The organism is Flexivirga endophytica (assembly GCF_014640635.1).
In the GTDB taxonomy this organism is placed as follows: domain Bacteria; phylum Actinomycetota; class Actinomycetes; order Actinomycetales; family Dermatophilaceae; genus Flexivirga; species Flexivirga endophytica.
In genome coordinates this window covers 635,757-655,912 of the sequence record NZ_BMHI01000002.1, presented here as the reverse complement: position 1 = coordinate 655,912, position 20,156 = coordinate 635,757, and the positions used below count along the sequence as shown (strand labels likewise).

The window sequence follows — 20,156 nt, the reverse complement described above, 5'->3', positions numbered from 1 at the left end:
GTCAGTTCTCCTTGTTCGTCGTCAGCAGGCCGTCGGCCACCAGGTCGCGTATGACGGGAAGCGCCCCCCGCACCAGCTCATCGTCCGGCACCTCCAGCAGCGACGCGATCGCGGCGAGCGCCTGTCCGGTGGACAACTCGCCGTCACAGACCGACACGAACGCCGCCATCGCGGTGTCGACCTTGAACGCCCGACGCAGGCCGCCGCCCTGCCGGATCACGATGACCGACGGGTCCTCGGCGCCCGGGCGGCCATGCCGTTCCTCGGTCACATCCGCGGCGACGGTCAGGTGCGAGTCCAGCAGCCCCTGCTCGCCCGCTTCGGCCAGCCAGGTCCGGGCTCGAAGGCCCGCATCGATCGCCGGGCCCATCGGCGACTGCACGGGGCCGGTGACCTCGATCAGTTCCCTCCAGGGGCGCCGACGGCGCTCCGGCAGCTGGACGGTGACCACGCCGAAGCCGACCTCGGCGATGCCGCGCTGCTCGAAGTCGCGTAGCCAGGCGGCATACAACTGCTCGAATCCCTCTGCGCCGGAACGCAATCCACCATCTCCGGACCAGAGCTCGGCATACTCCGCGGGGTCCTGGGTATCTCGTTGTACGACCCAGGCGTCCAGGCCGGTGCGGTCGAACCACGCACCGACGACGTCGCGCCAGTCCTTCCCCTCGGGCACCTCCCAGTTGGCCAGCAGTTGTGCGACGCCACCGGGGTTCAGTCGGTTCGGGAGCTCTCGGATGAGGGATCGCACGATGCCGTCGCCGACCTTGCCACCATCGCGGTATTCGTAGGTCGGCACGCCCTCGGCGCGCGGCGTGATGACGAAGGGCGGGTTGCTCACGATCAGGTCGAAGGTCTCGCCGCCGACGGGTCTGAAGAGGCTTCCCCGTCGCAGGTCCCAGTCGCAGCCGTTGAGTGCGGCGTTCCAGGAGGCGATCTCGAGTGCCCGGGCAGAGGTGTCGGTCGCCACGATGTGTTCGGCGTGGCCGGTCAGGTGCAGCGCCTGCACGCCGCAGCCGGTCCCGAGGTCGAGCGCTCGAGCGACCCGCCGCCGCGGGGTCCAGGACGCGAGCGTCGTCGACGCACCACCGATGCCGAGCACGTGGTCGACCGGCAACGGCTCTCCGGTCATCACCTCGGACAGGTCGGAGACGACCCACCACTGGTGGTCGTCGTCGCCATACGGACGCAGGTCGTATGCCGCCCGCACACGCGACCCGTCGACGCTGACCATGCCGGCCGCCCGTAGCCGGGCGGTGTCCCAACCGGGCAGGGCACGGTCGAGTTGCCGCACGCCGACGGGCAGGCCGAGAGCGAAGAGCCGCACCAGGGTCGCAACCGGTGACGCGTCGTCGCGGGTGGCGAGGTCCGCCGGCAGGCGCTGCTCGCGGTGCAAGGCCTGTGCTGCGACCGGGCCGAGGCATTCGGTGATCCCGTCGAGCGTGAAGCGGGCGGCGATCAGTGCGCGTCGCAGGGCTGCGGGATCGTCGGCGAGCGGCGCGGTGTTCGGCATACGGCCATCTTCGCCCAACGGCGGGTTCGGCATACGGAGATCCCGGCGCGCCACCCCACCGAGAGGCTCAGAAAACCAGCTCTGCAACCGTCGATTTTCTGAGCCTGTCAAGGTGTTTCTGAGCCTCTCCGCGAGGGGTGTGCTCGGTTCGGGGTTGCCCTCGGTGCGGGGTCGCCACGGGTCTCGCAGTCAGGCGGTGCCGGAGGCTCCGTCGGCGTTGTCCGCGGCCACCGCGGCAGCGACCGACGGGTGGATGTTGAAGACACGGTCCAGTCCGGTGATGCGGAAGTTGCGCAGCAGCCGCTCGGACTCGATGACGAGCGCGAGGTCGCCACCGCCGAGGCGCTGCTGCTTCAGCCGCCCGACGAGCACGCCCAGACCGGTGGAATCCAGGAACGGCACATTGCTCAGGTCGACCAGAACCTTCTCCGCGGGGTCGGTGATGAGCCGTGCGAGCGCGTCCCGCAGCCGTGCGGCCGCTGAGACGTCCACGTCACCGACCAGTCGTATGACGGTGAAGTCACCCTCGTCGCTACCGCTGATGTCCAGGTCGGTCACGAAGCTACCTTTCGGGGTCGAACTGCCGTTGACGTTCATTCTGAACAGGGCCTGCAACCGCAACGCCAACGCGTAGCAAGCCTCGTTGTCGGGCGACAGTCTTTCATCGGCCGCCCCGGCCGGTCCCACGGATGTCGGAGATCGGACCTACCGTTGAACACGGAATGACCGACATCGCGCCCGTGACCGGCCCTCCGCGAGGACGACCGGAGATCGATGCTGCCCCGGCATCCGCCGATTTCGACGCTCGGGGCGCCCTCGCCGCACTCGCGGGTGCGGGCACCGGCGAACTCGTCCATACCCGCGAGCTGCCCGGGCGCGCCGCGGTCGACGCGGCGTGGCCCGACTGGGTCAATCCGCAGGTCGCCGCCGCCGTTCGAGGCACCGGGATCGATCGGCTCTGGTCCCACCAGCGGGAAGCGGCCGACCTCGCGTGGTCGGGACAGCACGTGGTGCTGTCGACCGGCACCGCGTCGGGCAAGAGCCTCGGCTATCTGCTGCCGATGCTGTCCGCGGTCGCCGACGGGTCCTCCGCACCCACCGGCCGTGGCGCGACCGCGCTCTACCTCGCACCGACCAAGGCCCTCGCGGCGGACCAGGAAGCCCGCATCCGCGGTTTCGCCATACCCGATGTGCGGGCGGCGACCCTCGACGGTGACACCCCGCTCGACGAGCGCCGCTGGATCCGCGACCACGCCGCGTTGCTGCTGACCAATCCCGATCTGTTGCACCACACCTTGCTGCCCGGGCACGAGCGGTGGGCGTCGTTCTTCCGTGCGCTGCGTTATGTCGTGATCGACGAATGTCACGTCTACCGTGGGGTTTTCGGCTCACATGTAGCAGGCGTCATCCGCCGGTTGCGGCGGATCGCGGCGCGCTATCACGCCGACCCGACCTTCGTGCTCGCATCGGCCACCGTCGCGACGCCCGGGCTGCACGCGGGCGAGCTCACCGGTCTGCCGGTGCAGGAGGTCACCGAGGACGGCTCGCCGCGCGCGCCGATGCTCGTCGGCCTCTGGCAGCCCGGGAGCAAACCGGGCGCGGATGCGGCCCAGCGCAGCGCGGTCGCCGAGTCCGCGGACTTGATGAGTGCGTTGATCGACCGTGGCGTGCAGACCTTGACCTTCGCGCGGTCACGGGTCGGCGTCGAGGTCGTCGCCGAGATGGTGCGATCCCATGCGGGTCGAGTAGAGGCGGGGGAGCGCAGCGGAGGAGGCTCGTATCGAGACCAGGTGAGGCCCGTTGCGGCATACCGGGGCGGCTACCTGCCGGAGGAACGCCGAGAGCTCGAAAATGACCTGCGCACAGGGAAGTTGCGCGGACTCGCCGCTACCTCCGCGCTCGAGCTCGGCATCGACGTCAGCGGGTTGGACGCGGTGCTGCTCGCCGGCTGGCCCGGCACGCTGGCCTCGCTGTGGCAACGCGCAGGTCGAGCCGGCCGCAGCGGCCGCACCTCGCTGGTCGTCCTGATCGCCGAGGACGACCCGCTGGACTCCTTCCTGGTGCACCATCCGGAGGCGATCTTCGACCGGCCTGTCGAGGCCGCGACCCTGGACCCGGCGAACCCGTTCGTGCTCGCGCCGCACGTCGCCGCCGCAGCGCACGAGTTGCCGGTGACCGAGGCCGACGCCGCGCTCTTCGGTCCGTCACTGCCCGGGATCCTGCAGTCGCTGGTTACCGGCGGCATCCTGCGGCGCCGGCCACGCGGCTGGTTCTGGGCGCGCGACGACCGGCCGGCCGATCACTTCTCGCTGCGCGGCGGTGGCGAGGACGACGTCCGGATCGTCGAGACGCGGACGGCGCGCGTGCTCGGCACCGTCGACGCGGCTCGGGCGCATGCGGCCGTACACACGGGCGCGGTCTACCTGCACCAGGGCCAGTCGCATGTGGTCACCGAGCTCGACCTGGCGGCCACCACCGCGCACGTCGTCGTCGGCGACCCCGGCTGGTCGACCTTCGCCCAGTCGGTGTCGTCATTCGACATACAACGTGTGGAGCGCGAGATGCGTTGGGGCAGCGTGGTTTTGCACTTCGGGACGATCCGGGTCCGCACGCAGGTGACGTCGTTCCAGCGCATGCTGCCCTCGGGTGTGGTCATCGGCCAACATCCGTTGGACCTGCCCGAGCACGAGCTGGTGACACGGGGCGTGTGGTGGACGATCGCCGAGGACGACCTGCTGGCCGAAGGGCTGACCGCCGATGAGCTGCCCGGCTCGTTGCATGCCGCCGAGCACGCGTCGATCGCGATGCTGCCGCTGGTCGCACAGTCCGACCGGTGGGACGTCGGCGGCGTCTCGACGGCATTGCATCCTGACACCGGCCTGCCGACCGTCGTGGTCTACGACGGATATCCGGGCGGTGCCGGGTTCGCACAGCGCGCGTATGGCGAAGCCGCCACCTGGTTGCTCGCGACGCGGGCCGCCATCGACGCGTGCCCGTGCCGCGACGGCTGCCCGACGTGCGTGCAGTCGCCGAAGTGCGGCAACGGCAACAACCTACTCGACAAGGCCGGCGCGATCGTCGTGCTCGACCGAGTGCTTCGCGACCACCGCTGAGCCCGACCGCGAAGGGCCGCTAATTCGGTTGCCGCGAAGTGCTCTGCCGGGCAGGGTCTCGCATGTGATGGACGATGCGAGCCTGCTTGCGGCATACGACGACCAACTGCGCACCGACGCCGAGATGCGGTCGATGGCCGACGTCGAGCGTCACGGCCCGTTGCTGTGGGGCAGGTTCCACAGCGGACGCGGGTTCGTCAGCTACCGCACCCTCGGAACACCGACCGATGCCGAACTCGAGCAGCTCATCGTCGAAACCGTCGAGCACTACGCCGCCGACCCGTCGGTGACGGCGTTCGAGTGGAAGACGCGGGGGCACGACGGCGTGCCGGCGCTCGCCGAGCTGTTGCGCAAGCACCGCTTCGTGGCCGAGGAGGTCGAGTCGGTGATGGTCGGCGAAGCCACCTCCATTGCGACCGATGTGCCAGTGCCGGAGGGCGTTTCGCTGCACACCGTGACCAGCGCGGAGGACGTTCGAGCGATGCTCACGATGCAGGCAAGTGTCTTCGACGACCCGGAGACCGTGTCCGAACGTCTCGAGTCCACGCTGGATCGGATCAACGACCCGGACACTCCCGGGGTCGAGCTGTGGGTGGCCGAGGCCGAGGGCCGGGTCATCAGCGCCGGACGCATCGAGCCCGTCCCGGGCACGGATTTCGCCGGCATCTGGGGTGGCGCGACGCTGCCGGAATGGCGCGGTCGTGGCATCTATCGGGCGCTGACCGCCAAACGTGCACAGACGGCGCTGCGCGCCGGCAAGACGCTGATCAACTCCGACTCCACGGAGTTCTCCCGGCCGATCCTCGAGCGCTCCGGGTTCCGGCGGGTCACGACCACCACGCCATACATCTGGCAGCGCTGACCCACCGCAGCGGCCGTCGGACGCGTGACGCCGCCGCGACGACAGGTGTTGCGGAAGTCCGCTCCTGCTGCAAGATATCCGCACCGCCCACGCTCGCCGGGCAGGATACGCCACATGGTCTGGGAAGTTGCGAGCAGGCGGGGCCGCATTGCGCGGGGCCCGGTGGCGTCCGGTCGGTGGCACACGTTCGAGGACATGAACGCGGTCACCGGCTGGTTGTTGTGGTCACACCGGATGGCGTCGGAATACGGCGGTATGACGGGCCGGGAGTTCGCCGCCGCCGCGCGCGAACGCGGCATACCGCTGTCCGAGACGGAGGTGTCCCGCACCGAGAACGGCGAGAACGACGTCGCCGTCTCGGCGATCGGCAAGTACGAACGCATGTTGTGGATGCCACCCGGAACGCTCAGTGCGCCACTGCGGTCGGCCGCGCGTGAGGCGCCGCATGCCCGCGGTGCCGAGAAGTTGGCCACCTTGCGGTCGGTGCCGAAGTCCTTGTCGGCCCGCCAGGACGTCGTCGACGACTTCTACCGGCGGTACCTCGATGACGAGCAGTTCACCGGGAGCGACTGGCTGACGCTCATCGACGCGATCACGTATGGCGAACCGTCGCTCCTGCCGGATGCGTTGGCAGCACAGTGGATCCGCACACTTCTCGACGAATGCATGCGTGCGGTGAATCCCGCCTATTTCCCCCGGTTCGAGGCACTGTCCACCGTTGCCGAACACGACCACTACGCCACCCACTTGTTGGCGGCGACCCGGGATCTGACGTCGGTGCAGGGTGCGTCCGGCGCGATGGAGGCGTGGAGCGTGGTGGGTGACATCCGGGCACCGGAAGTCATCGACCTGTTGCTCGCCGAGTTGCCCTCTGTGCCCGCCGAGCGCTTCTTCTTCCACGCCGCCGCGCTGAACACGCCCATCCACCGCGGCCGGCTCAGCCACGCGCAGCAACAGATCGTCGCGGATCACCTGGCCGACCGACTGTCGACGTGGTCGTTGAAGTCCTACGAGCCCATCGCCGCACTGGCCGCCGAACTTCCCGAGGCGCTCGGCGAGCCGATCCTGCGACGTATCGACACCGACGTGCATCCACTGTCCCGGCTGACCGGGCGTCGGGCGCGACACGACGTCAGCGCGGAGGTGTCGGCCTACACACACGCCGCCATGTCTCGTACCTGGCCCGATCATCCGACCGGCAGCGTGCTGCCCGAGCTGCTCCGACTGATCGTCAACAGTGAACGCTTCGGCATCCGGCACCACGCGGCGACGCTCATCTACTGCAGCCCCTTCGCGGCTGCGATCTGCGCCGAGGCGGCCGAGATCTGCACCACCGGCCGCGACCCGATCACCCGCCAGTTGGCGACCTACCTCATGTCAAGGCTCGCGACTCCGGACAACGACGAGGCGCTGCGGCTGCTGCTGAAGAACAAAGCGAGTACGAGCCTCGTCATCAACACACTCACCGCCATGGCGCACGCGGGTGTCCTCACCGAGTGGGACGACCTGAAGCCCTTCCTGCAGGACGCCGCCTGCCGCTACACGGGCATCTACGCCGCCGGGATCACCCACCACCCCGACCTCTACAGCGACGAAGCGACCGGTGACCAGGCAACCTGGTGGCGGGAGAAGCGCGGCGGCGTCTGGGTCTAGTGCGCTTCTTTCTGTTCACTGCGCCAGCTCGCGAGGTCACCGGGATGGGTCACCGGGATGGGTCACCGGGATGGGTCACCGGGATCCGGACCTGCCCTGGCGCGTGCCCGTGCCGAACCCAGCCCGGGCCAACTCGCCGGGGTAGCGACGCGCACTGTGATGTCATCACCGGCCACCGCGCACCCGACCAGCGAACCGCCATTGCGCGCGGCGACGGCCGCGGCGACATCACACGGTGCTCGGGTGTCGGCGCTGACGAGTACCTGCGCGCCGGCGAGTGCCGCGAGGTCGGCCGCGGCCCGCGCTCGGTGACTGGCATGGACCGCGGACAACAGGGTGAGCGCGCCCGTCAGGCACAGCAGCACGACGCCGATCGCCATCACCACCAGCACGGTCGCAGACCCGCGCTCCCGGCCGGCACCGGCAACCCGGCAGGCCACGCAGCGCCTCATGACACCGGCTCCGCACTCTCCACCGGTGTCGTGACCACCGATCGCAACGGCGCACCACCCACCAGCCAACCGAACGGCCCCGGCACCGGTGCGGTCACCGTCACCGTGACCTCCTCACCCCCGCCGGCGACCAGCACGGTGCTGCCCGAGGGGCCTGCGCGAGCACCGACCTGCCGCACCGCTGCGGCGCTGTCCCCACGGGCAGCGGCCCGTGCCGCGACGCGTGCCGCGTCGACGCAACGCACCTGATTGATACCGATCATCACCGCGTTGACGGCGACCAGCAGCACGAAGATCAGTGCGGGGATGGTGGCCGCGAGCTCGGCAGTGACCATGCCACCGTCACCGGATCGCCGATGTCGCCGACATGACCACCGGCTCCCTCGCCGCCCTCGCGGCCACCTGCCCGGCATCAGGACGCGACGCTCAGCGCGGACTGGATGATGCCGGTCAGCGCGGTCTTGACCGCTCCGGACTTCACGACCGCCATCAGCACGACGGCGAAAGCCACCGCCGCGAGCGTGCCGACCGCGTATTCGGCGGTCGTCATACCTGCCTCACGACGCTCGGCCGGAGTGGTCGCCAGTTGTAACCACCGGGCGTGCAGCCGAGCACCCAGCCGGATTGTCCTGCGTGACATGTTGTGTCTCCTTCTGTTGATGAATTGCTCTCTGCGAGAGCGATTTCCGCGCCGCAAGCGGCGTGGGTCGGGTGGTCGCTCACTACGGCGTTCCGTGAATCGTGGGAGCGAGCGACGAGGACGGGCCGATGCCTTCGGGCTCATGCACTGCCTGCCATCAGGTCAGCCGCGAGTGCCGCGATCACCGGCACGACCGTCAGCAGCGCGAATGCCGGCAGGAAGCACAGGCCGAGCGGTATGACGACAAGCACCGACAGTCGTCCGGTGGCTTCCTCGATCCGACGCTGCTCCGCCCGTCTCATGTCGGCGGCGGCCCGCTTGAGCAGGCCCGCGGGCGGGACGCCCGCCATGCCGGCGAGGGACACGGCCTGCCCGGCAGGTCGCCAGATGACCGGCAATCCGTCCCAAGCACGCGCTTCCGAGACGCCCCAGCGCAATGCGGCGACCACCTGACGCAGCTGGCCCGCGACGACCGGGCCGCTACGCTCGGCGACCACTTCGACCGCCGTCACCAAGGGGACTCCGCTGCCAAGTGCGAGCGCCATCAGTTCCAGAGCTCCCGCGACACTCAGCGCGTCCTCTCGCGCTGCCGGATCGGTCGGTGATCGTTTCGCGGAGCTCGTCGTGGCTCGCATCGCGGTGAGGTCGCGGGCGGCGCGGGGTGGCCACACGAGCGGGATGACGGCCACCAGCAGGATCGCTGCCAGGACACTCATGCCAGCACTGCCGGTGCCGTCGCGCGTCGGATCATCCATCGGGTCAGCCACCGTCCGGCACCGACGAATCCGGCCCCCAGCACGAGCACGGTGCCGCCCAACGGCCCGGCATACAGACGCCAGGGCGGCACGCCGATCACCATCGCGATGCCGACACCCAGCACCGGCAGCAGCGTCAGCAACTGCATCGTGGCTCGTGGTCCCGCTGTCGCCGCCGCGATGCGGCGCTCCAGGTCGAGCTGCTCGCGCATCATCGCGGTCGCGGCACTGAGCGCATCACCGATGGCACAGCCGAGTTGCTCCGAGAGCGCCCACGCCCGAGCCACCTCGCCGAGTGCGGCCAGGTCGTTCCGGGTCCGCAGGCCTGCCCACAGTGGTGCCAGCTCGGCCCCGGCAGCGGCCTGCCGGGCCAAGGACTGCAGGTCGTCCCGCAGGGCCGCGTCCGACACCGTCGACGCCGTCAGCAACGCGGACGTCGCCACCGCCGTTGCCGGCGTCACCCCGGCCGCTATGGCCGGAGCGATGCCTTCGACCATGGTCGTCAGCGCGTCGAGGTCCGCGGTCTTCGCCTTGTGTCCGTAGCTCCGTGGCCGCAACGAGGGCAGCGACCACCGGCGGCGCACGACGGGGCCGGGCCGACCCGGCCAGCAGAGGACGGCGGCCGCGGTGCAGAAAGCGGCGAGGAGGATCATGCCGGCCCGCCCATCGCGGGCACCGTGGGTGCTGGCCGGCCGCGCTCGCGCTGGTCGAGCACCGCAGCCAGGTCGGGCCAGCCAGCCACCTGCCGCAGTCGCTCACCGTCGTGCCGCATCGCCGGAACAACCTGCAACCGGTCCCCCGCCCAGCCGATGACGCCGATCTCGGAGACCACCCGGGCGGCGGCATCCCGGCGCACGTGTATGACGACCTTGACCGCGGACGCCAACTGCGAGCGCACCGCACCGCCGGACATCGCCGCGAGCGCACCGAGCGCCTCGAACCGGCTCAGCACATCGGTGCTCGTATTGGCGTGCACGGTGCCGCAGCCGCCTTCGTGACCGGTGTTGAGGGCGCTCAGCAGCTCACGCACCTCGGCGCCGCGCACCTCACCGACCACCAGCCGGTCCGGCCGCATCCGCAACGACTGCCGCACCAGCGTCGAGAGGTTGATCTCGCCCTGCCCCTCGACGTTGGGGGCCCGGCTCTCCAGCCGGACGACGTGCGGATGGTCGATCTGCAGCTCGCGGACGTCCTCCACCACGACAATGCGCTCCTCGGCGGCCACTTCCGCGAGCATCGAGGCGAGCAGCGTCGTCTTCCCGGAGCCGGTCCCGCCGCTGATCACGAAGGCGACCCGAGCCGCGATGATGCGTCGCAACACGGTCAGGCCCTCCGGGCAACATGTGCCGGTCTCTGCCAGCTGGGTCAGCGCCGGTGGCTCCCGGCGCGGGATGCGCAGACTGATGTGTGCGGCACCCTCGACCAGCGGTGGCAGCAACGCGTGCAGTCGCACGCCACCGGGCAGCAGTCCGTCGACGAACGGTGAGGTCTCGTCCAGCCGGCGCCCTGCCCGGGTGGCGAGCCGAACTGCCAGCCGACGCACCGCCGCTGCGTCGCCGAGCACGACCGGTGCGCGTTCGAGACCGGACCCGCGGTCGATCCACACGCCGGCCACGCCGTTGACCAGCACGTCCGTCACGCCGGCGACGGTGAGCAACGGCTCCAGCGGACCGGCCCCGAAGACGTCCGCGTGCAGCCGTCCCTTGAGGGTCTGCACACTGCGCTGGCCGAGCACCGCGGCGTCCAGAGCCGCGAGCCGCTCAACGCTCTCGTCGGTCGGCGAGCGGCCATCGCGGATCTGTGCCCACATCGCATCGCCGACCGCTGCGCCGCTCTTCGGTGAAGTCATGCCGCGACGTCCTCACCCAGCAGGAGGTCGCGCAGGAGCGTGTCGCACTCACCGACATACGCGGACCTTGCCCGTGACCCGGCGGGCACGCCGCGCTCGGCGTCGATCGCCAGCCGCCGGTCAGTGGGCAGCACGGCCGCGAGCTGCATGCCGAGCGCGGCGGCTGCTTCCCGTGCGGACGGGGCGCCGGCACCGCGGACCACGAGACTCGGCAGTCGCTCGATGCGTTGCGCCGTCGCACCGGCCGCGGCGAGCCCACTGGCCGTCCCACGCGCGACCAGGACCAACTCGTCGTGGCCGGCCACAGTCGCCCGTGTCGCCCGGTGGCGTCCGACGTCGATCAGGACCAGGTCGTGGGCGTCGCGCAGCCCCTCGAGCGTGCGATCGAACAACTCGTCCGGAACCGTGCACCACTGGCGCCCGAAGGACAGCACACCCGGCCGGGTGTCCCGCCCCGGCAGCCGCTCGGCGAGTCGCGCGCCGTCCAGTGGACCGTCCGAGCCGAGCAGATCCTCCCAGCGCACTCCCGGCCCGGTCTCGATGCCGAAGGCGACATCGAGGCCACCGCCGCACGGGTCGGCATCCACGGCACAGACCCGCCGACCGGCAGCCTGTGCTCGCATCGCCAGTGCCACCAGCAATGTCGTCGCGCCGGCACCCGTGCCGCCGCCGATCACCGCGACCGTCTTCGCCTCTGTCATGGACTGATCGTGGAATCCTCGGAACCCGAATCGAAGTGGCGACGTCGCTACTTGTGGATGCCGGCCGACCACTTGACGGGGTGTGGATGAGGGGACCGGATGGTCGGTCGGTCGGCATTCGCAGCGGGCTTCGTGCTGCGGGATCCATCCCGGACATATGAAGACCCCCGCCGGGGGGGTAGGCGGGGGTCTTCAGTTGCAACCGGGCCCCTGGGGGGGTAGGAGCCCGTTGCGGCGCTGCGACCTGGAAGGGAGCGCTTCGTCTTCAAGTGTGAGTGGCCGTCAGCCGCAAAACAATGGCCGCCGACGTTCCCATAAGAAATCCTTACCTTCCCCAGAAGGACAGGTGTCGAGTAAGGATGAGCCGGTCTTCGCCCCCACTGGCCGACCGCCGCAAAATCGCTTGTTTTCAGTGGCCGACTCGGTCGCACTTCCCGCGGGGTGCGCCACTTGGCGAAGTTTCGGCATACCGCCGACATGCGGCGCCGTCGACGGCGATTTGCACCGCACAGAGTGATGGCCCCGCCACTTGCGTGGCGGGGCCATCAACCGCTTTCTACCTCCGGTTACCAGGCGTGCATCCTCAGGTTTGTCGCCGGGGCACAAGGCCCCGGACGAGCGGTCCATAACGTGGACTGTCTCCGCGTGGGTGCCGGTTTCGATAACGGTGCTTCGTCGGATTCCCATCCGTCGTTCGTGACTAAAGGTCTACTCCGATCGGGCCCGGCATACAAGACTTGTATCTGCGCCGTGTCGGGCGGACAATCCGCCCTCTGCCCAGCGCCCGGCACGGGCCGCTCAGCGTTGGGTGAGCCGGCCGGCCAGGACCGCGTCCGCGATCGCTGTGCCCTCCGCGGCGCCCGCCACGATCGACTCGGCGTAGTGCCGCAACCACAGTGCGACACCGTCCGGGCTTCCGCCGCTGTATGCCGCAAGTGCCCCCTGATACGCGACAGCGCCCTGGCGCGAGTAGCCGGCTTCGCTGACCACCGCACCGGTCGGATCGACACCGAGCACCAGCAGCAGCAGACGCTCCAAAGCCCTTGCCACCAAAGCGTTTCCGTGGACGAAGGGCCGAGCGGATGCAATTTCCGCGTGCGCGATCGCGGCGACCAGGATGCCCGGCTCCTCCTTCGCGCGGGTGATCAGTTCGACGACGCCACGCAGCCGCGCGCCTGCGGCCGCCGCGTCCGGCGCCGCGCCGAGGTCGCGCAACTCGGCAGCGGTCTCGCCGGGCAGCCGTGGCCGGCCCAGCTCCTCCGGTGCGGCCAGGTCGGCAGCGGCAGCGGTGTGTAACCGCGCCAAGGCCTGCGCCGGAGCCGTCAACACCACCGACGTCAACTGCTCCGTGACGCTGGTCGCCTGGATCGCCCCGTGCAGCACCTGCTCCTCCGGACCGTCGTGGCCCAACGGCGTCGCACCTCGTATGACGTCGCGCACCAGGTCCACCGAGAACTCGGCGCCCTCCAGGAACGCACTGGCTCGCGCACCGCGGACGCGCGACTCGGCGGCGACCTCGGACACGCGGCGACGAAGAGCACCGTGCCAGCGCAGCTGGGTGCAGGCCTCCCGTGCAGCGTCGATCGCGTCGGCGACTCCCGGCAACGCGGTCAGACCGGTCAACGCAGCTGTCATCGGGTGGTGCTCGCTCTCCTGGGTGCCGGAATCAGAGCCGAGGCCGGCGCGAAGGCGGCCCGGCCCGGCTGGACCCGTCGAGGATAGGCGCCCACCACCCGGGCGGCGTATGCCGCCGGGCCATCGGTCTAGCGGGAGCCTGCCGGTCAGCCGCGTGCCGAGGTCGCGACGAGGTCGGCATACCGCTGCAGATAGAGCGGCCAGCCGTTGGCACCGCCGAGGGAGTCCGGGAGGCTCTCCCATCCGGGCCCGTGCCGGTCGAGCTTGAAATGGCGCAGCTCGACCTGCGTGGCGTCCGCCCCGTCGGAGGTGAAGCGCACCTCCACCTCGCTCGCGTTCTCCCGGTCCTGCACGCGCCAGTCCGGACCGATGAGCCACGCGAAGCGCAGCAGTGTCGGCGACTCGACGGCCAGCACCTCGCCCCAGGCACATTGCTCGCCGTTCTCTGCCTCGTCGAAGATGCGACCGCCGGGCCGCACCTCCATCACGGTCCGCGCCACCGGCGACCGCATCAGGTTGTGCTCACGGGGTTTGATCAGATCGAACTGCTCGGTGAAGACGCGGAACGCCTCCGCGACGGGCAGTGGCACCGTCACGGTGCGCAGCACCTCGGGTGTTGTCGTGGTCATGACCGGGTTCCTTTCGTTTCTCCCGCTTGCTCGCCGAATCGGGCGAGCGTCCGTGACCAGAAGGCGTCCAACTGGTCACGTAGTGCCTCCACCGCGACAGGGTTGAGGCGATAGACGCGGCGCGTGCCAGAGGCCTGCTCGGCCACGAGTCCCGCATCCTTGAGCACCTTGAGGTGCTGAGAGACGGCCGGCCGACTGATCGGCAGGGCGGTCGCCAGGTCAACCACTGCTCGAGGCTCATCCGCGAGCGCCTCCACAATGGCGCGACGGCTCGGATCGGCCAGCACGGCCCAGGCATCTTGGTAAGTCGTCACGAACGGTAAGTTGCCACTTACCGTTGGTGCTTGTCAACCCTCGGTCGGCGCCGGTTCGCCCGTGTCGACGGCGTCGGCCACGATCTCGGCACTGATCGGCATCCGCCAGCGGCCGACCCCACTGGATCCGGTCAGCGCGTTGAGTAGGCCCGAGAGCTTCCACGAGATGCCGATCGACATCACCATCAGGAATACCGCAAGCGGGATCTCGACGAGCACCGCGGACGCCACGGACAGGTGCAGGTCGTCGGCGTCGGAGGTGGTGATGTCGAACCACACGTCGACCAGCAGCAGCACCCCGGTGGCGAACGACGTGAGCACCACCAACATCCGCCGCTTCCACGCGAAAAACGCTGTCAATCCGAGCAATACGATCAACAGCACATCGAAGCCGACCCAGGTCAACGCCCAGGCGTTGGCGACATACTGGTCGGGCAGGCTCACCGCGAGGTATGCCGTCCACGGGACCAGTAGCGCGGCAGCGACGGCGGTCACCGTCAGCGCGACGGCGCGTCGGCGCCGCACGCGGCGCTCGGCATCGAGCAGCGCCCGGTCGACGACCGCACCGCGACGGAGCCGACGGATCAATGCCAGCCGCGCCGCGACATCCAGACCGTCGATCTCCCCATCCGTGAGCGGCATGCGTCAAGTCAAGCGCATCATCGTGACGGTTGCCGTGTTGATCACCACCAGCACTGCGAAACAAGTGGCGAGCAACACGGGAACCATCGCGTATGCCGCCAGCACGCTCCCACCGAGGACGAGCGCCTTGACCGCGATCGCGGCGACAGGCACGTCGAAGGTCGCCCTGGGCGCCGCGAACAGACTCCACAGCAGGACCGCTGCCCCGATCACCACGACCAGAGCCGCCGAGCGGGCAAGCACCGCTCCGGGCGCCATGCGCCAGGCCCATGCGCCGAGCAGCACCAGCGCACAGATTTCGACAAAGAACGCCACGACGTCGTGAACCCCGACGGTCGCCGATCGCCTTGCTCCGGCGCCTGCCGGCCCGCGCTTCATTTCCGGACCAGTCGGAAGACCGGGTGGGCCGGGATGACGGCGGCGATCTCGTCGTCCGTCGACTTCGCGGTCACCCCCTCGGGGAAGAACCGGCCGACCTCCCAGGCCCACTTCTTCAGGTAGACCCGCATGACCGGCACGGCGCTCGCACCCTGCAGCTCCTGCACGGTGTAGCTGTCCTGCGACCTCCCCGAACGGAGCACGACCTGAGGCGTATGGCGCACGTTGCGCACCCACTGCGTCTGACCGCGGGGCGCGACGAGATAAAGCCCGCCGTCGAACCGGACCGGATTGACCGGGGTGCTGTGCGGCTGACCGGACTTCCGGCCCGTCACCACGAGCTCCTTCGCACCGAATGCACTGATCCCGAAACGGGACAGGCGCTTCACGATCGCGTTCGTGATGCGGGTGAAGAGGTCGAGTTCGGAAACCATGGCGACACCTTTCGAGGTAGTTACGAGAGCAGTGCTCTCACAATTAGGAAAGCATGTCCGCGCACCGATTGCAAGAGCAGTGCTCTCTCTTGCGTCTGGCGCTCACAGTTGTCACGATGGGCCCATGAGCGAGCGACCAGTAGCGCGGGCAGATGGGGACGCCCGACGGAGGAGGGGGTGCCCATGAGCGAGCGGAGCGAGCGACCAGTAGCGCGGGCAGATGGGGACGCCCGACGGAGGAGGGGGTGCCCATGAGCGAGCGGAGCGAGCGACCAGTAGCGCGGGCAGATGGGGACGCCCGACGGAGGAGGGGGTGCCCATGAGCCCGACCCCTCGCGAACGTGCACGCGTCGACACCATGGAGCGGATCCTCACCTCCGGGCGGCAGCAGCTCGCCGAGCACGGCGCGGCCGCACTGTCCCTGCGTGCCGTCGCACGGGACCTGGGCATGGTGTCCTCGGCCGTCTACCGCTACGTCGCCTCCCGGGACGACCTGCTGACGGCGCTCATCATCGGGGGCTATCGGGACCTGGCCGAGGTCGCCGAGGAGGCGACCACCGGCCGTGCAGCGCCCGGCCGCCGTTTCGTCGCACTCTGCGAAGCGATCTACTCCTGGGCACGCGAGCACCCGCACCAGTACGCCCTGTTGTTCGGGTCTCCGGTCCCCGGTTATCGCGCGCCCGGCGGCACCGTCACCGATGCCGCGCGCACACCGGCTGTCGCCATACAACTCATCGAAGAGGCCTGGCAATCAGGCGAACTCGCCGTCGACGCCCCGATGCCACCAGCCGGACCGGCCGTGCGCCGCCAGGCCAAGGAGCTCGGCGCCGCCCTCGATTCCGCGCTGCCCGAGACCGTGCTGATCCGCTTCGCGGCCGCGTGGACGCAGGTCTTCGGCGTCATCAGTTTCGACCTCTTCGGCCAGTTCGTGGGCAGCTTCGAGCCCGGCGACCACATCTGCACGTTCACCTTCCGCACCGCGGCCCACACCATCGGATTCTCGGGCCAGATCCCGTCCGCCCGCTGACGACCCAACCCGCGATTGACGCTCGAAACAGCGATTGACTCCCCTGCTGCGCCGTCAATGACCGTTTCGACCGTCAACGGTGATCGGTAGACTGGACTGCGGTGTGCCGGGAAGTCTGGTCGGCGTAGTAATACCCGACCCCGCACACCGAAAGGCCCTGTATGACGATCCGGCCCATCCGACGTGTCTTCACCCGAGGCGATTGGCCCGAAGCCCGCCGCGTCGCCGCATTGCTGCGTCAGGAGACCGTCGGGGGCGCGCTGCTCCTCTTCGCCGCGCTCGCCGCCCTGGTCTGGGCCAACAGCCCGTGGCGCGACAGTTACCACGATCTGGTCGCGGCGATGATCGGGCCGGATGTGCTGCACCTGCAGCTGAGCCTCGCGCACTGGACGTCCGACGGGTTGCTGGCGATCTTCTTCTTCCTCGCCGGTCTCGAGCTCAAACACGAATTCACCCATGGCGCCCTACGCGATCCCGGCAAGGCCGCCGTGCCGATCGTCGCCGCCTGCTGCGGTGTCGCCATCCCCGCCATCCTGTATGCCGCCTGCCAGGCCCTCGGAGCCGGCGCGCTCGAGGGGTGGGCCATCCCGACCGCGACCGACATCGCCTTCGCCCTTGCGGTGCTCGCGGTGATCGGCACCCACCTACCGTCGGCGCTGCGGTCGTTCCTGCTCACGCTCGCCGTGGTGGACGACCTGATCGCGATCACGATCATCGCGCTGTTCTACACCTCGTCGATCAGCCCGGTGTGGCTCGCGGTCGCGTTGGTCGCCTTGGCGGGGTTCGGACTGACCATGCGCGGCAACCGCAACCCGTTGCTACTGCTCACTCTCGGGCTGATCGCCTGGCTCGCGGTGCTCAACTCCGGGGTGCACGCGACCGTTGCCGGGGTGGCCCTCGGGCTGCTGGTGCCGGTGTCACCGCGGGGTGACGAGCGCTCGTCGCTCGGCAGTCGCATCGACAGCAGGCTGCGGCCGTTCTCCGCCGCGGTCTGTGTCCCGCTGTTCGCCTTCTGCGCGGCCGGCGTGACGGTCGTCGGGGGCGGGCTGGGCGACGCGCTGCGCGATCCGGTGACCATCGGAGTCGTCGTCGGCCTGGTGCTCGGCAAGACGGTCGGCGTCTTCGGGGGCACGGCACTCATGGTCCGGCTGACCCGGGCACAGCTGGACGACGATCTCGAGTGGTCCGACGTCTTCGGCCTCAGCCTGCTGGCCGGGGTGGGCTTCACCGTGTCGCTGTTGATCGGCGAGCTGGCGTTCGGCAGCGGCTCGGCCGCGGACGAGCACGTCAAGCTCGGGATCCTGGCCGGTTCGCTGCTGGCGGCCATCCTCGCCAGCGTGGTGCTGCGGTCGCGCAACGCGACATACCGGCGTATCCAACAGCAGGAATCGCTCGACGAGGACGGCGACGGCGTGCCCGATTGTTACGCCGAGGACGGCCCGCAGACCGCCTCGTGAGGTCGGCTCCCGGCGTCGCCCGATGCCCGGCCTTTCTGCAGAACGCCCCGTAGTCGCTAAGGTACCGGTGAGTTCGATGTGCTTATTCTGGCTACGACAGGCTGAGCGAACCGACAACCACCACGAGGAGTAATCGATGGCCCAGACCACCAAGGGCACGGAGCGCACTCTCGGCCAGTTGGTCGCCGACGCTTCCACCGACCTGAAGTCGATCATCAAGGATGAGATCGCGCTGGCGAAGGTCGAGGTCAAGGCCGACGTCGCCAAGGGCGGCAAGGGTGCGGGCCTGCTGGCCGGCGCCGGACTCTTCGCCCTCTACATGCTCGGTTTCCTACTGCTCGCACTCGCCTGGGGGCTGCACGCAGCCGGCCTGTCGGTGTGGCTGGGCATGCTGATCACCGCCGGCGTGCTGCTGGTCATCACACTGATCCTGGCGCTCCTCGGCATCAGCGCGCTGAAAAAGGTCAAGGGCAAACCGGCGCGCACCATCGACAACGCGCAGCGCACTGTCGCCGCAGTGAAGCCGCCGAAGGTCTGACAAGCACGGTCGCTCTCCCGCTGAGCGGCACACCGCCGTATTGAGCGGCATACCGATCCCACCCGGATCCGTATGCCGCTCAATCCGTCTGTATGCCGCTCGATCGGTGGGCGCGCCGGCTCAGCCACCCTGCAGGTAACGGCTGGGCACCGGTCGCTGGTCGGACCGGTCCCAGGGCTGCTCCAACCCGGCGAGCCGCAGCGTCGCGTCGAGCAGGATCGCGGTGAATCCCCAGACATAGAGGCCGTCGACCTCGAACGCCGGCGCCACGAACTCCCGCCCGGGCACGATCGCGCTGAAGCGGTTGGCCGGGTCCACCAGGCTCGCCAGCGACACCCGCTCCACGCGTGCCACCTCCGCGGTGTCGACGACACCGATCGGCGACGGCCGCTCCCACCAGGCGGCGATCGGAGTCACCCGGAAACCGGTGACACTCAACGGCAATGCGGGCAGCACCCCGACGACGCGCACGCCCTCGCGGTCCAGACCGATCTCCTCGTGCGCCTCGCGCAGCGCCGTGTCGGCGAACGACACGTCACCCGGGTCGACCCGGCCGCCGGGGAACGACACCTGCCCCGCGTGCTTGCGCAGGCTCGTCGACCGCTCGGTCAGCACGACGTCCTGACCGCCCGACTCGTCCTGGCCGAAGAGCATCAGCACCGCTGACGCGCGACCGGTCGCCTCGGGCAGTCCGGTGACCATCGGCGCCTCATGAGCGCGTTGCTCCAGGGTGCGCAGCCAGGCCGGCTCAGGCGCCGACACCAAGTCGGTCACAGCACGGCGGCCGGCTCGGGCACGCCCTCGGGGCGCTCGGCGCCGGGCGCGAGCTCGAACTTCAGCAGCTTGCGCGCCTTGTCGGGGTCGGTCTCCCCCGCACCGTATGACGGGCACCAGCGCGCGATCGGACAGACTCCACAGGCCGGACGCTTGGCGTGGCAGATGCGTCGGCCCTCGAAGATCAGCACGTGGCTGAGCTGGGTCCACTCCTTGCGCGGGAACATCTCGCCGATGGCGTGCTCGACCTTGACCGGGTCCTCCAGGTCGGTCCAGCCGGCCCGGCGCACGACCCGGCCGAAGTGCGTGTCGACGGTGAGCCCGGGCAGCCCGAAGGCGTCGCCCAGCACCACGAACGCGGTCTTGCGGCCGACTCCGGGAAGGGTCACCAGATCCTCCAGCCGGGGCGGCACCTGACCGTCGAACCGCTCCACCAGCGCCTGGCCCAGCGTCATCACGGACTTCGCCTTCGCGCGGTAGAAGCCGGTCGGGCGCAGCAACTCCTCCAGCTCCTCGCGGTCGGCGGCGGCATACGCCGCGGCGTCCGGGTAACGGGCGAACAGCGTGGGCGTCACCTTGTTGACGCCCACGTCGGTGGTCTGCGCGGACAGGATGGTCGCGACCAGCAGCTCGAGCGGAGTGCGGAAATCGAGCTCGCAGTGCGCGTGCGGGAACTGCTCCCGCAGCGCGCGGAACATCTTGCGGGCCCGACGCGTGCGAGCGAGGTCGGACTCGGCCGAGACGTCGATGGGCTTCACGACATACGACCTTAGATGAGCGGGCCGACAGGCGA

General features: G+C 69.7%; 23 protein-coding genes. 6 read left to right on the top strand and 17 right to left on the bottom strand.

Features of this window, described 5'->3' with window-relative positions:
- Nucleotide 1 precedes the first annotated feature (1 nt).
- On the bottom strand, nt 2-1,510 hold the full coding sequence (locus tag IEX71_RS08080; RefSeq protein ID WP_188836437.1) for a DUF7059 domain-containing protein: 1,509 nt from the start codon (nt 1,508-1,510) through the stop codon (nt 2-4).
- Nucleotides 1,511-1,699: 189 nt separating this feature from the next.
- On the bottom strand, nt 1,700-2,068 hold the full coding sequence (locus IEX71_RS08075; RefSeq protein WP_373284587.1) for an STAS domain-containing protein: 369 nt from the start codon (nt 2,066-2,068) through the stop codon (nt 1,700-1,702).
- Nucleotides 2,069-2,232: 164 nt separating this feature from the next.
- Here IEX71_RS08075 and sftH point away from each other — a divergent pair, with 164 nt between their 5' ends.
- The 3 genes from sftH to IEX71_RS08060 all read left to right on the top strand — a co-directional run bounded on the left by sftH (nt 2,233) and on the right by IEX71_RS08060 (nt 7,138).
- A complete protein-coding gene (gene sftH, locus IEX71_RS08070) occupies nt 2,233-4,623 on the top strand; it encodes a DEAD/DEAH box helicase (RefSeq protein ID WP_188836436.1) in 2,391 nt (796 codons plus the stop codon).
- Between the two features lie 67 nt (nt 4,624-4,690).
- Nucleotides 4,691-5,485: a GNAT family N-acetyltransferase gene (locus IEX71_RS08065; protein ID WP_188836435.1), complete on the top strand. Its 795-nt coding sequence runs from the start codon at nt 4,691-4,693 to the stop codon at nt 5,483-5,485.
- Nucleotides 5,486-5,680: 195 nt separating this feature from the next.
- Nucleotides 5,681-7,138, top strand: a complete 1,458-nt coding sequence (locus IEX71_RS08060) for a hypothetical protein (RefSeq protein WP_188836434.1) — start codon at nt 5,681-5,683, stop codon at nt 7,136-7,138.
- 62 nt (nt 7,139-7,200) lie between these two features.
- Here IEX71_RS08060 and IEX71_RS08055 read toward each other — a convergent pair whose 3' ends face one another.
- The 13 genes from IEX71_RS08055 to IEX71_RS07995 form a co-directional block, all read right to left on the bottom strand.
- A complete protein-coding gene (locus IEX71_RS08055; RefSeq protein WP_188836433.1) occupies nt 7,201-7,590 on the bottom strand; it encodes an Rv3654c family TadE-like protein in 390 nt (129 codons plus the stop codon).
- Nucleotides 7,587-7,925 (bottom strand): TadE family type IV pilus minor pilin, encoded by a 339-nt coding sequence (locus IEX71_RS08050; protein ID WP_229749568.1) that lies wholly within the window; start codon nt 7,923-7,925, stop codon nt 7,587-7,589. The genes IEX71_RS08055 and IEX71_RS08050 overlap by 4 nt, the downstream gene beginning before the upstream one ends.
- A 77-nt stretch (nt 7,926-8,002) precedes the next feature.
- Nucleotides 8,003-8,230 carry a DUF4244 domain-containing protein gene (locus IEX71_RS08045; protein ID WP_188836431.1) on the bottom strand — a complete coding sequence of 76 codons (228 nt, stop codon included), beginning with the start codon at nt 8,228-8,230 and terminating at the stop codon, nt 8,003-8,005.
- Between the two features lie 140 nt (nt 8,231-8,370).
- Entirely contained in the window at nt 8,371-8,946 is a 576-nt protein-coding gene (locus tag IEX71_RS08040; RefSeq protein ID WP_188836430.1) for a type II secretion system F family protein, read from the bottom strand.
- On the bottom strand, nt 8,943-9,638 hold the full coding sequence (locus IEX71_RS08035; RefSeq protein WP_188836429.1) for a type II secretion system F family protein: 696 nt from the start codon (nt 9,636-9,638) through the stop codon (nt 8,943-8,945). The genes IEX71_RS08040 and IEX71_RS08035 overlap by 4 nt, the downstream gene beginning before the upstream one ends.
- Complete coding sequence (locus IEX71_RS08030; protein WP_229749567.1) at nt 9,635-10,834, bottom strand: TadA family conjugal transfer-associated ATPase; 1,200 nt, start codon at nt 10,832-10,834, stop codon at nt 9,635-9,637. The genes IEX71_RS08035 and IEX71_RS08030 overlap by 4 nt, the downstream gene beginning before the upstream one ends.
- Complete coding sequence (locus tag IEX71_RS08025; RefSeq protein WP_188836428.1) at nt 10,831-11,535, bottom strand: CpaE-like family protein; 705 nt, start codon at nt 11,533-11,535, stop codon at nt 10,831-10,833. Before IEX71_RS08025 ends, IEX71_RS08030 begins: the two co-directional genes overlap by 4 nt.
- Nucleotides 11,536-12,333: 798 nt before the next feature.
- Nucleotides 12,334-13,170, bottom strand: a complete 837-nt coding sequence (locus tag IEX71_RS08020) for a Fic family protein (protein ID WP_188836427.1) — start codon at nt 13,168-13,170, stop codon at nt 12,334-12,336.
- A gap of 146 nt (nt 13,171-13,316) precedes the next feature.
- A complete protein-coding gene (locus IEX71_RS08015; RefSeq protein ID WP_188836426.1) occupies nt 13,317-13,799 on the bottom strand; it encodes an SRPBCC family protein in 483 nt (160 codons plus the stop codon).
- Nucleotides 13,796-14,113, bottom strand: coding sequence for an ArsR/SmtB family transcription factor (locus IEX71_RS08010; protein WP_188836425.1), 318 nt, complete (start codon nt 14,111-14,113; stop codon nt 13,796-13,798). The genes IEX71_RS08015 and IEX71_RS08010 overlap by 4 nt, the downstream gene beginning before the upstream one ends.
- 33 nt (nt 14,114-14,146) lie before the next feature.
- Complete coding sequence (locus IEX71_RS08005; protein ID WP_188836424.1) at nt 14,147-14,755, bottom strand: hypothetical protein; 609 nt, start codon at nt 14,753-14,755, stop codon at nt 14,147-14,149.
- Between the two features lie 3 nt (nt 14,756-14,758).
- Nucleotides 14,759-15,070 (bottom strand): YrdB family protein, encoded by a 312-nt coding sequence (locus IEX71_RS08000; protein WP_229749566.1) that lies wholly within the window; start codon nt 15,068-15,070, stop codon nt 14,759-14,761.
- A gap of 59 nt (nt 15,071-15,129) precedes the next feature.
- Nucleotides 15,130-15,567 (bottom strand): nitroreductase family deazaflavin-dependent oxidoreductase, encoded by a 438-nt coding sequence (locus tag IEX71_RS07995; protein WP_188836422.1) that lies wholly within the window; start codon nt 15,565-15,567, stop codon nt 15,130-15,132.
- A gap of 319 nt (nt 15,568-15,886) precedes the next feature.
- Between IEX71_RS07995 and IEX71_RS07990 the strand changes: the two genes are divergently transcribed.
- From IEX71_RS07990 to IEX71_RS07980, 3 genes are all read left to right on the top strand, one after another.
- Nucleotides 15,887-16,594, top strand: a complete 708-nt coding sequence (locus tag IEX71_RS07990) for a TetR/AcrR family transcriptional regulator (protein WP_229749565.1) — start codon at nt 15,887-15,889, stop codon at nt 16,592-16,594.
- 161 nt (nt 16,595-16,755) lie between these two features.
- Nucleotides 16,756-18,051, top strand: a complete 1,296-nt coding sequence (gene nhaA, locus IEX71_RS07985; RefSeq protein WP_188836420.1) for a Na+/H+ antiporter NhaA — start codon at nt 16,756-16,758, stop codon at nt 18,049-18,051.
- Between the two features lie 136 nt (nt 18,052-18,187).
- The gene (locus IEX71_RS07980) at nt 18,188-18,589 is read left to right on the top strand and encodes a phage holin family protein (RefSeq protein ID WP_188836419.1); all 402 of its coding nucleotides are present in this window, start codon (nt 18,188-18,190) and stop codon (nt 18,587-18,589) included.
- Between the two features lie 120 nt (nt 18,590-18,709).
- Here IEX71_RS07980 and IEX71_RS07975 read toward each other — a convergent pair whose 3' ends face one another.
- Nucleotides 18,710-19,363 (bottom strand): NUDIX hydrolase, encoded by a 654-nt coding sequence (locus IEX71_RS07975; protein ID WP_229749564.1) that lies wholly within the window; start codon nt 19,361-19,363, stop codon nt 18,710-18,712.
- Entirely contained in the window at nt 19,360-20,121 is a 762-nt protein-coding gene (nth, locus tag IEX71_RS07970) for an endonuclease III (protein WP_268235940.1), read from the bottom strand. The genes IEX71_RS07975 and nth overlap by 4 nt, the downstream gene beginning before the upstream one ends.
- Nucleotides 20,122-20,156 lie beyond the last annotated feature (35 nt).